Source organism: bacterium, assembly GCA_021371935.1.
Taxonomy (GTDB): Bacteria; Armatimonadota; UBA5829; order UBA5829; family UBA5829; genus UBA5829.
In genome coordinates this window covers 47,305-60,183 of sequence record JAJFVF010000004.1, presented here as the reverse complement: position 1 = coordinate 60,183, position 12,879 = coordinate 47,305, and the positions used below count along the sequence as shown (strand labels likewise).

9 protein-coding genes and 1 tRNA gene are annotated in these 12,879 nt (G+C 50.2%); 5 read left to right on the top strand and 5 right to left on the bottom strand.

The window, feature by feature from the left end; all coding sequences use genetic code 11:
- Positions 1-8: 8 nt before the first annotated feature.
- From LLG46_03255 to LLG46_03240, 4 genes are all read right to left on the bottom strand, one after another.
- On the bottom strand, positions 9-2,018 hold the full coding sequence (locus LLG46_03255) for a hypothetical protein (protein MCE5322316.1): 2,010 nt from the start codon (positions 2,016-2,018) through the stop codon (positions 9-11).
- A gap of 62 nt (positions 2,019-2,080) precedes the next feature.
- Complete coding sequence (locus LLG46_03250) at positions 2,081-3,856, bottom strand: DUF2207 domain-containing protein (GenBank protein ID MCE5322315.1); 1,776 nt, start codon at positions 3,854-3,856, stop codon at positions 2,081-2,083.
- The gene (locus LLG46_03245; GenBank protein MCE5322314.1) at positions 3,853-4,404 is read right to left on the bottom strand and encodes a LemA family protein; all 552 of its coding nucleotides are present in this window, start codon (positions 4,402-4,404) and stop codon (positions 3,853-3,855) included. The genes LLG46_03250 and LLG46_03245 overlap by 4 nt, the downstream gene beginning before the upstream one ends.
- A gap of 21 nt (positions 4,405-4,425) precedes the next feature.
- On the bottom strand, positions 4,426-6,192 hold the full coding sequence (locus tag LLG46_03240) for a DUF4838 domain-containing protein (protein MCE5322313.1): 1,767 nt from the start codon (positions 6,190-6,192) through the stop codon (positions 4,426-4,428).
- A gap of 154 nt (positions 6,193-6,346) precedes the next feature.
- On the opposite strand from LLG46_03240, the gene LLG46_03235 reads away from it, so the two are divergent.
- From LLG46_03235 to LLG46_03215, 5 genes are all read left to right on the top strand, one after another.
- Positions 6,347-7,225: a formylglycine-generating enzyme family protein gene (locus LLG46_03235; GenBank protein MCE5322312.1), complete on the top strand. Its 879-nt coding sequence runs from the start codon at positions 6,347-6,349 to the stop codon at positions 7,223-7,225.
- Between the two features lie 273 nt (positions 7,226-7,498).
- Positions 7,499-9,310, top strand: a complete 1,812-nt coding sequence (lepA, locus tag LLG46_03230) for a translation elongation factor 4 (GenBank protein ID MCE5322311.1) — start codon at positions 7,499-7,501, stop codon at positions 9,308-9,310.
- Positions 9,311-9,463: 153 nt separating this feature from the next.
- Entirely contained in the window at positions 9,464-10,882 is a 1,419-nt protein-coding gene (locus LLG46_03225; protein MCE5322310.1) for a DUF4062 domain-containing protein, read from the top strand.
- A 193-nt stretch (positions 10,883-11,075) separates the two neighbouring features.
- Positions 11,076-11,150, top strand: a tRNA-Lys gene (locus LLG46_03220).
- A gap of 129 nt (positions 11,151-11,279) precedes the next feature.
- A complete protein-coding gene (locus LLG46_03215) occupies positions 11,280-11,951 on the top strand; it encodes a class I SAM-dependent methyltransferase (GenBank protein MCE5322309.1) in 672 nt (223 codons plus the stop codon).
- Here LLG46_03215 and cysK read toward each other — a convergent pair.
- Positions 11,948-12,871, bottom strand: coding sequence for a cysteine synthase A (gene cysK / locus LLG46_03210; GenBank protein ID MCE5322308.1), 924 nt, complete (start codon positions 12,869-12,871; stop codon positions 11,948-11,950). The two genes, LLG46_03215 and cysK, sit on opposite strands and share 4 nt — an antisense overlap.
- Positions 12,872-12,879: the final 8 nt, after the last annotated feature.

Genomic DNA, 12,879 nt, shown 5'->3' with positions numbered 1-12,879 from the left:
GTTCCCCTCTAATATGCGCTCTCTACGAGCAGTCTCATGTGCCAGGGTTCTACGGTCGGTAACATGAATTCCTTGTAGCCTGAAAATGTATTTTTTGCTGTAACAATCGTCTCCTCACAAGCCATATCGAACACGCTTACCATGTCCTTATCCGTGCGCAGCATGATAGTCAGGTCATCGGCGATGTCGTGGCTGGAATTGGTGAAAGCCACGGCCTGCCTGCCATCTTGAGCTTTTCGCGCCCAGAGGTTGATTTTGTGATATGAACCGACATACGCGGCTAGCCTGTCTTTGCTAAGCCAGCGCATTAGCGACTTGATCTGTGCCGACTTTGAATATTCCTGAACGAACGTCCATGGATAATACCCGGCTACGCATACCCGTCCGCCCAGGGAGTTCTCATATATACCCATACAGCAGTCCGAGAGTTCATTGCCTGAGTAATCGATCAAGTGGGAAAGTGCGGCGCATGCATCATCGCGTGGGACAAGGTTTGCGGCTGGTTGAAGCCAGAACAGGAACGACTGCCTGCAATCCCGCCTGCTCCCGGCAAGATCGCCGTTTACCGGATGGTCGATTAGCTCCTCAATCCCATCGTGATCGACATATCCGTCCACATCGAAACCAGTGAGATGCCCGTATCCCAGCTTGTTCAGGCACTCCAGAGCCTTTGTATCCATATAGACCCCGGAGGAGAGCATCTTCTTGATCGTCTGCTCGTCCATGGCAAGTGCGCTCTCCCTTGTCAGAGCCGTGATCTGAGCGTGGTCGAGGCAGTAGGCGGCGGGCAGCCCGAGTTCGAGCAATTCGGAGGCGTGTGAGCCGGAGGTGCCGGGGTGATCGCAGTTGAGCCAGTCACCTTCGCCCGTGACGATGCTGTTTTTGTTCCAGCCGGTGTATATGCCTTCCGGCGCTGACCTGCCCAGAGTCCCTGCCAACAGGTCGTAAAACGGCCTGCTTTCTGCAATGCGTTCGAGTATCGGTTCATACTGATGCAGGCGGGAATTGGTTCCGGGTTTTGCGTTAACGCTCAGCACGTTGAAAGCCGTGCCTGTGCAGCCAGCCGCTATATGCGACGCAGCCTCCAGAGCGGTGGCATGCGCGCTCTTCTTCAGAGCCTGATATGGGAAGTTTTCGATCTCGGACTGAATGCATTCAACCCAAGGCGGTAATTGCGATACTTGGCGGCCTATATCATGAGACTTACCCGCCAGTTCATTCATACAGTTGTCGGCATAAAATCCTCCGCCCGGCCTCCAAAAGACAGGAACATTATCAGGTCCGGCGAGAGTCTTTGCCCACCTGTCGAAGTCATAGCCCTCAAAGAACCGGTCCCCGGTCATAAATCCCAGAGGCATGTGCGGCGCGATCTTGTGCACTGTTTTTTCAATAAGCTCGAACAGGCGGTTTATTGTGGCGCGATTATGCTCAATCCAGAGTTTTCGGATGTCCATATTGCCGCTGTTGAATGCGTCCGCCAGAGACTGCCTGGTAAATCGGATGCCGGACTCGGACTCGAATACGGCAAGGCATCTGTCGCAGAAGCAGCCGTTGCCGATGGGCATGTGGCCGAAACGGACATCATCGTCTATCCAGATATATTCCGGCTTGCACAATGCAATGGTCTCGTACAGGTGTCTGATGTAATCGCGCGAGCGGTCATCATTGGGGCAGAGCACTGCCCGCGACACATCCCCCTGGATATTGGTCATCCTGGTGAAGTCGCCCACAAGAGAGCCGGACAGGTTTTCCTCATGATGGCCGATAGTCGTAAGGATATTGACGCCTGCTTCGTAACCGCGCTCGCGTATTCTCGCCAGCCTGTCGGCGATAATAGGCGCGCGCTCCCGCAAACTTTCAAGCGAGAGTGGGGCGTGCGTGTCGGATGTGAAGAGCACTATGTCATCAGTGATGCCGTCATATCCGTCAAACAGATCGAGCAGATCGCCGAAGAAACACTCGTCCAGCCACAGAGATGCGCAGATTCTGAATGAGACAGATGATCTGTTGATTGTCACTAAAAACTCCTTCAAAAATACCTGAGAGTGGAGGGTCTACAGGCAGTTGCCTCGATTGCTACTTACCATGCGCCGCCACCACCGCCTCCACCTCCTCCGCCGGAGCAGCCGCCTGAAAATCCGCTGTCGCCGCTGAAAAAGTCCGAACTCCCGGAGTTTGCATAGTCTCCACTGCTGCATGTGCGAGGTCGAGTGGACATGATGCTGTTCCAATCACTTGTCGCTATGTCGAGGTCGTATGCGAATATTGTAGGTTGGAATGATCCATCATAACCGTGATACCACTTCGGCGGTTCAGTCTGTAGACCATCAAAGGCTCTAGCCCATTTGTCTACAACCCCGAAAGCCATTGCATATGGTAGGAACTTTTCAAAGTAGCTCTGTCTCTCCTGATACTCGATATCTGCCCGTTCCGCGCGCGATATATATTCTTCAAAGCCTTTAACTGCAAGAAGTGCATTTTTCCCCTTTTTCGTCTTTCGAGGCATGAAACGTGAGCCTATTGCGAGCATGATTCCGCATAATCCTGTGGCGAATGCCCATCCGGCGGGAATATCGATTGCTGCAGGTATCTGGCTGGAAATCACCAGCATAATCCCGCCTGCAAATCCAACAGCCGCAAGCATCCAGCCAGCCATCTGATAACCGATTCGAACCTCATCCGGTCTGCGGTTGAAATAGCCTCGCTTGACCATTGAGTCATATAATTTGCTTCGGAGCATTGGTAGATAACTATAAAACCTGCCCGAAAGTTGAGAGACAATACAAAAACCAAGGCCATTGAAGAGTGCTTGGATCAACAAGTTGTCAAAGCTGCTCAACTCTGAATTCTTCCTCGTTTCACTATATGATGAGGTTAGCCGGAGTGTATGCTCAATTTTGGTGGATAGAAATCCTTTGGTTTTTTCTGATTCGATCCTGATAATTCCGCGCACTGCAAGGTCGATAATTGATGCCGATATATCGCGCATATCGACACGTTCGTCTATCAGTGTGCCGATCTCCGCCGGGCTCATGCCGTCCGGTGGGTCATATGCTATCATCTCACTCTTGCCGGTGTCGGGGTCCCGTCCCTCTTTGAGCCAGAAAAGCCATAGTCCGCACAAAAAGAATACCGGCAGGAAGAAATAGCCATTGTCCGCGACGAACCACTTTGCCTCCTGCGAAAAGCTCGGCTGGGTTACGAGTCCCTTGGGCCAGCCAACGACTATAGTCATATATTCGCCCGGGTTGACCGCACGTCTCATCCAGAATCTGGCAGTGCGGCTGTCGGGGGTGTCGCTGAACCCGTCCGAACTGGTGGAGCCTAATGCCCCAGTGTATGACGCAGTCTGAATCGATCCGGGCTTTGCGCCGTCAGGGATTGTGACTATGCATGTTGCATTATTGATGGGCACCTGCCATTCCGGTCCGACGACATTCCAGTATATTTCGTCGTAATCACTAAAGAAATGCACTGCCCGCCAGAGCCGATATTTGATGACATACGTTTTCGGACCGCTGACAAGCACACCTGCGTTACCAATTCTGATATTGATCCGCCCGCCTTTGGCTGTCTGCTTGTATGTCTGTGGTGTGCCGGAATTGTCAGTCACGCCCAGAGTTGTTTCCCTGATACGGTATTTGTTGCGATATCTATCCTCTCCCGTAAGGGGAATGTCGCGATAGATGCCGTGGTGCGGGTCGTTCGTGAAGTCGGCAGTGATTGTCTCGGTGACGATGATGCTGCTGTCTTTTTGAATATCCATGCGCGTGTCATAGCTTGTGATCTGCCATGCCATCGCTGGAGTTGTGCAGAGTAGGGCAACTGCGATCAGAATATACTTGAATATCTTCATCGCTCCTCCATTTTGATGTGCGGTGATTCTCTCTCATCGTCCGCGGCACCGAAATATTCCTGCCTGCCGAACCCGAACCATCCTGCAATCAGGTTGGACGGAAACATCTCGCACTTGATGTTGATATCACGCACGACCGCGTTGTAGTATCGACGTGCATATTGAATGTGGTCTTCAATTTCCGTAAGCTGCGTTTGGAGGTCATGGAAATTTGCGTCGGCCTTGAGGTCCGGGTAGCTTTCGGCTATCGCAAAAATCGACTTTATCGCTCCCGACAGATCACTTTCGGCACCGGCCTTTTCACCTATGCCGTCGAGCTGAGCCGCCTTTGCCCTGAGATTTGCCACATCCTCGAACACACTTTTCTCATGAGAGGCATAACCCTGCACAGCCGCAACCAGGTTCGGAACCAGGTCATATCTGCGCTTGAGCTGGACATCGACATCCGCCCATGCGTTTCTCGCCCTGTTTCGCAGCGACGCTAAGGCGTTATATGTGAATACAACATACACGATTGCCACGCCAACTGCCGCAATGATTATATACATTCAGCCTCCAGAAATCGAAGATTACTTATACAGCATTTTTTTGAAGCTCTCTCTTGCTTTATCGACAGTCAAGCCTTCCTTGATCCTGGTTATCCCGTAGCTTTCGCATTCGTCAAGGAACTCGTCGATACGTTTTTCATATTCGGCTTCTTTGCCGTCCGTTTCTTTTCTAAGGATCGGCTGCATTAGCTTCACATATTTTATCGGTAGATACGCCTGCTTAACTCTGTATAAGATATCATGCGAATCTGCAACAGACATGGCTTTAGCAAACAGCCTGTCCGATTTGGCGATTATATCCGGTGAAAAACATGGGCAGGTCGGCTTTTCGCAAATTTGCATGTGTATGTTTTCGTCTGCGACCTTGTCCTCGAGAAGTGTAATGTATTGGTATATGTATTTGCCTGAGCTGCCGTAGAAGTCATCGCAGAACTCCTTGATTATGGCTTCGCCGTCCACATCCGGGTTCCATGAGATTTTGGAAAGCAGGTATGCCCGCAGTTCGCCGAGTTCGCTGTGTCCGCAGTTGTATGCGCCCTGCCAGAAAATTCCTTTGACTCCATTTTTTCTATAGAGCTTTGCGCTGTCCATAAGTTCGCGAAAGTCCGGAAAGGGCATTTGATAGTTCGAGAAGTCAGTGTTGTAGTGCCAGATGTAAAGTTTGTCAGTGAGTTTTGCCCAGCCTTTTAGGTCTTCTAGGAATGAAATGTTTGCCTTAAAATTGCATTGTTCATATGGATGCGTCTCACAGCATTCTATCGGACATAGCCTCACGCGAACGTTTGCGCGGGGTTTGGTGATCTTTGGAGGGTGCACTGTCCACCCGTATGCCAGAGTGTCGATGAGTTTATCGGGATAGTATTTTTCAGTTTCCTCTGCAACAGCATTGACAAACCTGAGCATAAGTCCTGCCGGGCTGCCCTCTTCCTGCTCGATTGCCCTGCACTTTGGGCACTGGCAGGAGCTCATATTGTCATTTTGTGAGACCGAAATAATATCGGCATCGGGATGATCTCGCATCCATTCAAGCACAGTCTTTTTCGCGATGTCCAGTACTTCGGGATTGGTCAGGCATAGCTGTGTCGGGTGCTTTTGTCGTTTGCCGTCGATCAATGAATAGTATTCGGGATGACTGTCCCAGTAAATATCGCGCGGCACGAGACTGTAAAATGAGTGAACGAATGGAAAGTATGTAATGCCGCCGCCGTATTTAGCATCAGGCTGTTTGGTAGGACACCTGAGGCGCGCTGAGAATATGGGATCATCTGCCTCGCAAATTCCGATACGTCGATACTCATATGCAGGTTTTTGTGTGGTGTCTATATTTTCCAGAACAATATCCGTTCTTTTCGGGACTTTATTCACATCCGCGCTGAGGAATCTGCATCCAAGCATTTCGAGAAACGTATAGACGCCGTACATCGTGCCGCGCTCTCTTCCACCTGCGATTACAATGCGGCTTCCTACGGTTTTGATAGTGAACCCCTCTTCTCCCAGGTCTTTGAAGTCGATATCAAGTCCAAGGGAATCGAGCGCCTGTGAATTACCTACGAGTATGGCCTTTTCGGGCACATCGGTGCTGTCCGGCGCATAGGGCAGGATAATACCCGACATCTGGTTCATGAACGACTTTAGTTCACTGGCAGCCCAGTGTTCTGATAGTGATGCGTTTTTTGCGATTACGATAGAGTAATCGGTTCGTCCACCCTTTATCAGTTCCACAGCCGCCGACGCCGGCAGTGCGACACAAATCAAGGCCGTTACCAACAAAACTGCACACATCCGCATTCCCATTTCCCTCCGATAGAATTGATGAGTTAATATTATACTATCATCGATTTGGTATTTTGCAATGCCGGTTGAGAATCTGCTACAATATTTTGTATATCAGTTGCATGGCCGACCGGTATGAATCGGCAGTCATTTGTTCACAGGAGCGATCATGAAGCTGTTCTGTACGTTGTCCATTATTCCTGCAGTGATATTGAGCATGTGCATATATGCTGATGCTAACGACCTGTCCGCGCGCGGCGATTCTGCCTATAGAGGCGAAATGATCTGGATTCCCGCAGGCTCTTTTGTGATGGGCAATAACGGCTCTGAGGGCTATTCGTATGCGGACGAGGTTCCCCAGCACGCTGTCAACCTTTCCGGTTACTATATTGGCAAGTATGAGGTGACGCGTGGCGAATATCGCAAGTTTATGGATGCAGGCGGATATTCAAACCCCGATTACTGGTCGAGCGATGGATGGAAATGGAAGCGAGACCGCACTCAGCCGCAATATTGGGATGCAGTGGAGGACTGGGAAACCGGCAGTTTTACTCAGACCGACAGCCATCCCGTGACCGGCATCAGCTATTACGAGGCCGAGGCTTTCTGCAAATGGGCAGGCGGTCATCTGCCGACCGAGGCTCAGTGGGAAAAGGCTGCTCGCTGGACCGGCGATCATCCGAATGTGTATCCCTGGGGTGATGAGTGGGATGCCGAAAAGTGCAACAACACCAATGACCACAACATGGCGGGCGGTGGATATGGAAAGTGTCAGTCAGCTCCTGTGGGCAGTTATCCAGATGGAGCAAGTCCCCATGGCTGTCTTGACATGGCCGGCAACGTGTGGGAGTGGTGCAGTGACTGGTACGGCAACAAATATTACCATCAAAGCCCGACAGATGATCCGCAGGGGCCTGAGACCGGCAGCTATCGAGTGCTTCGCGGCGGCGGCTGGCGAGAGGGCGGCTATGGTATGCGCTGTGCGTATCGCCGCAGTGAAGTCCCATATAACGGCTGGTTTGATCTTGGGTTCCGTGTGGTGCGCTGAAAATGTAGTCTGATAGTTTGATGGATTGATAGTCAGGTGGTCTATTAATTGACCGTCTGATCATGTTATCGTTTATCGTCTGACGCCTTCGCAATGATATGCTTGGAGGCGAGGCTTCATTGTTTGATTGATATATCGGGAGGGCGGGGCTCCCGCCGAGCCATACTCATTCTTCAGTGTTCGGGCACGATATCCGATCGCGACCGAAACAGAACTACTTCATCTGCTTTTTGCTTCTTCCCTGAGAGTCCTCAATCTGATAAAATATAGGTGATGGACAATTCTCAATCGAACATACGCAATTTTTGCATAATAGCTCACATAGACCATGGAAAGTCGACTCTAGCCGACCGCATACTCGAGTATACGGGCGCAGTAGATCCCAAGAACATGAAGGATCAGCTCCTGGACGGGATGGACTTGGAGCGCGAACGCGGGATCACGATCAAAATGACGGCGGTCCGCCTTAATTACAAGGCCAAGGACGGCAATACATATGAACTCAACCTGATCGACACGCCGGGTCATGTGGACTTCGCCTATGAGGTATCGCGCTCATTGGCGGCATGCGAGGGCGCGGTGCTGGTGGTCGACGCATGCCAGGGTGTGGAGGCGCAGACACTTGCCAACGCCAATCTGGCGATGAACCACAATCTCGAAATCATTCCTGTAATTAACAAGATCGATATGGAGCGCGCCGAGCCGGACAGAGTGGCTGACGAGATCGAGAGCGTGCTCGCGATAGACGCCACCGACGCAATTTTGGCCAGCGCCAAGATGGGGATCGGCACACAGGAGATACTGGAAGCAATTGTGACCAGGGTCCCGCCGCCTTCGGGCGACCCGGCAAAGCCTCTACGCGCACTCATATTCGACTCACACTTCGATCAATATCTGGGTGTTGTGGCGTATGTGCGTGTAGTCGACGGCGAGATAAGGCCGAATATGCGCATTGAAATGATGTCCAGCGGCAAAGAGTTCGAGGTGGCCTCGGTCGGTATCTTCAAACTCGATATGGTCTCCACTGATAGACTCGGCGCGGGTGAAGTCGGCTATATTACCGCTGGCATCAAGAATGTGGGTGACACACGGGTAGGGGACACCATCACCGACGCCTCCATGGTAGCGGACAAACCTCTTCCGGGCTATCGAGAAGTCCAGCCTATGGTTTATTGCGGTCTATATCCCACGGTATCGCAGCAATACACCGGTCTTCGCGATGCGCTGTCCAAACTCCAGCTCAACGATGCCGCTCTCACATACCAGCCTGAGAGTTCGGTTGCTCTTGGATTCGGTTTCAGATGCGGATTCCTTGGCCTGCTGCACATGGAGATCGTGCAGGAGCGTCTGGAGCGCGAGTTCGACCTTAACCTGATCGCAACTGCTCCGAGCGTAATATATCGCGTGCTCAAGACAAACGGCGATGTGCTCGACATAGACAACCCCAACGACCTTCCCGAGCCGACCGAGATCGACGCAGTGGAGGAGCCGTATGTCGATGCGACCATTATCGTGCCCAAGGACTATGTGGGCGTCACTATTGAGCTTTGCCAGGAGAGGCGCGGACTGTATAAGTCCATGGAGTATCCTGCTCCCGACCGTGTAATGATCCTATTCAAGCTGCCGCTTGCTGAGATTCTGATGGACTTCTTCGACGCTTTGAAGAGCCGCACGCGGGGCTATGCGTCATTCGACTATGAGTTCTCGGACTACGAAAAGTCACAACTGAGCAAGCTCAACGTTCTGCTGAATGGCGATCCGGTGGATGCGCTTTCGTTCATAACCCACCGCGACCGCGCCTACACACGCGCGAAAGTGTTGGTCGAGAAGCTGCGAGACGTAATCCCGCGCCAGCAATATGAGATCAGAGTGCAGGCAGCCCTTGGTCACAAGATAATAGCTGCGGCCACTGTCCGCCCATACCGCAAAAATGTCACTGCCAAGTGCTATGGCGGAGACATCACCAGAAAGCGCAAGCTCCTGGAAAAACAAAAAGAAGGCAAGAAGCGCATGAAGTCCATCGGCAGCGTCGAGGTCCCGCAGGAGGCTTTCATGAGCGTGCTCAAAATAGGAGACGACAAATAATCTGATTTAGTATTGAGTATATTGGATTGATTATTTTGTTGGTGTGTGCGGTAATGCCGGCCTTATTCCCTCTCCTGGGGAAGAGGGTTAGGGTGAGGGCGCAGCCTATCCTCTTTGGTTTATTATGCAATATGGCGAAAGGAGAAATACACCTTGAGAAATGCGACTGTATATAGTGTCTTAATTGCTAGTCCAGGGGATGTGCAAGAAGAACGCGAGGCCATATGTTCTGCTATTGCCAACTGGAATTCTGCCAATTCTGCTTCTTATGGTGTATATCTGCAACCAACTAGATGGGAACTAGATGCTACACCAGAAATGGGTGACAGGCCACAAGCAATAATTAACGATCAGATAGTCCAAGATGCTGACATTCTGATTGGAATTTTTTGGACACGGTTAGGTACTCCAACTGGAGTTGCAGAATCCGGCACTGCTGAAGAAATAGATGTGTTTCAGAAAAATGGAAAACCTATACGATTATATTTTTCGGACAAGCCATGTACACCCTCTGATGTCGATACAGACCAATTGGAAGCGCTGAGGCAATATAAAGAGAAGTGTAGTGCGAATGGGCTTATTGCTTCGTTTAACACCATACAGGAACTAACAGAACAACTGCAGCGACACCTAACTAAAACAGTTACTGCACTTGGGCGTTCTGGAAGCAATAAGAGTATCAAGGAGAATCCTGATGATGTATTGCTAATAACTCCAAATAGGGCATCTTCAGCGTACGCCAAGTTTATGGCCCAGTTTTACAAAGATATACAGAATACAAAGCCGGATTTTGATAGCTATGACCATACTGACGAAGCAATTATGCAACAAATTGATGTCGGTGTTTCTATTTCTGACCAGATGATACGAGCAGCAGATATTGCTACAGAATATGATTCGCTTGACGCTGTGAGAGCGATTTACAACGGCTTTGGACAGTTGCTTGACTTACAACATCCTTCAGATGAGTTTACAGGACACTATAAAGACAGTTGGTTTGATGGATACAAGTTTTTAATATACAGGTCATTTGTCGGTTTTATTGCTGTACTTGTTAAAGCTGAGAAATGGGACTGGATGGGAAAAATTCTTTCAATGAATCTGTTCGACCCAAGCATGCGTTATGGTGGATATGTTACAAATGATATAATAAGTTGCATAATTCCATCTCTGGACAATGATAGGAATAAGCGACTAGGATTAAATCATATATCAGTTACTGCAGATGTTCTTAAGGAGCAATTTGAGACTGCAACTGATTTACCAATAACCTTTAGTGATTTTGTTGCAGCGGATTACTTTCTTTTTCTTCGTTCAGCGTGCTTAGCAGAGTCCTTGGAAGGTTGGTATGGTATCTGGGCACCTATATGTTGTGTATACTTAAGTGCTCCAATATTTTTGCGTAAGTGTGAAAGCCGTGATTATCTTGGCGAGTTTTGCACAGCAATTGGCATTGACATGTCAGAGTTGCTGAGTAAAATTGGTCAGATCAACGAGCTTCTTTCTCATGCTTACCCTGGAATCTGGCGGATGCGTCCTTGGTATGATTTTTCCAAGCTAGGTACAATATAGCGTGATAGCGTGCGGTTTCATCAGACAGCAACGTATAACTCTGCATAGACCAAACCCTGCTGCCGAAGCCGCCGGACTATGTTGCGTTCTCTATATTCATAATTGCTGTCTGCCAAATCATCTGAAATCAGTCTTTACAAGCGTTGACCGTGCCCTACCGAAGATGGTATAATTTCCTAGTCGCAATGTCGACGGGTCGGTAACTCAGTGGTAGAGTATCGCCCTTTTAAGGCGAGAGTCCTGGGTTCGAATCCCAGCCGACCCACCAGAATGATTAAAAACCGTGATTGCAATAGATTTTGTGAGCGCGGTTTTTTTATTGGGGGCCCGGTTGAGCTATATCTGGCGCAACGATAATCCTGATGAGACAATTCTCAGCAACGATGATGTCCTGCGTATGCTGGATTCCCTTTTGCGTGATGAATCGAAATGGTGGGATTCGTTTTATTCCGACAGGTCCAAGCAGATTCCGTTCTTCATAAACGCTCCTGATGAGTGTCTGGTTAGCTGGTTCGACAGTAATCAGTTACAGCCGGGTCGAGTGCTTGAACTTGGTTGTGGCGCGGGCAGAAATGCAATATATATGGCAACGCAGGGCTGCAATGTAGATGCGATAGATATATCACCCGTATCAATCGAATGGGCTAAGGAGAAATCTGCAGAGGCTGGTGTTGATGTTAATTTCATATGTTCGTCTATTTTTGACTTTCCAATTGAAGCCGGCAGCTATGATTTAGTCTATGATTGTGGGTGCTTCCATCATATACCCCCGCACCGCAGGATGTCTTTTACCTCGCTAATAACTACAGCGCTCAAACCCAGCGGAGCATTTGGCTTGACCTGTATGGGTGCGGCGTCACCTGAGGAGATGGGCGGAGCTGATGTTACCGACTGGCAAGTTTATAGAGATCGCAGCATGCACGGTGGCTTGGGATATTCAAAACCAAGGCTGATGAAAATTTTTAGCCCATATTTTGAGGCGATTGAATTGCGGCAGATGCACCATTGCTCCAAGGGCGATCTGTTTGGCGAACCATTTCTTTGGATCGGTCTGTTTCGCAAACGCTAGATAAGGCTGGTGCTGAAATATCTCTCCACGCGGTCCGGCAGAATCGTAGCCACTCTGCTGCCTGGTCCAAGCTTTTTAACAAGCTGCATCGCTGCCCAGACATTTGCTCCTGATGACGTGCCCACCAGAGCGCCTTCCATGCTGGCAAGACTTCGGGTCGTGTTGATTGCGTCGTCATCGGTTACGGTGATGACCTCATCGATAAGTTCAACGTCCAGCACAGGCGGCACGAACCCATCACCTATCCCTTGAATTTGGTGCAGTCCCGGTTCATGTCCGAGCAGGGCAGCAGAGTTTTTGGGTTCCACGGCTGCAATCCGCACATTGGGGTTCTTTTCCTTTAGGAATTTGGCGACTCCGCCAAGTGTTCCGCCGCTTCCTACGCCTGCGCAATATCCGTCCACGCGCCCTTCCATCTGCTCCCATAGTTCCACTGCGGTCGTTTTGTAGTGAATCTCGGGATTGAGCGGGTTAACGAACTGCCCCATCAAAAATGAGTCGGCAATTTCACGCCTGATATCCTCAGCTTTTGCGACAGCTCCGGAAATACTCTCTTTGGCTGGGGTTTCGACCAGTTCTGCTCCAAGTGCTCGTATGATCTTCTTGCGTTCCTCACTCATATCCGAGGGCATGCATATGATGACCTTATATCCTTTGAGCTTACCTACAAATGCGACTGCAATCCCCGTGTTGCCGCTTGTTGCCTCGACAATTGTGGAGCCGCGTTTGAGCTTGCCGGTTATCTCTGCCTGCTCGATTATATATTTGGCGACCCTGTCCTTAACGCTGCCTGCGGGGTTGAAGAATTCGGCTTTAGCCCATATGTTGCCGTCGGCAATTCTGCACAGGTGCAGCATGGGCGTGTTTCCGACCAGGTCGAGAATATTATCGACGCATGCGCTGCGTATATTTGCGTTCAATTTCTACC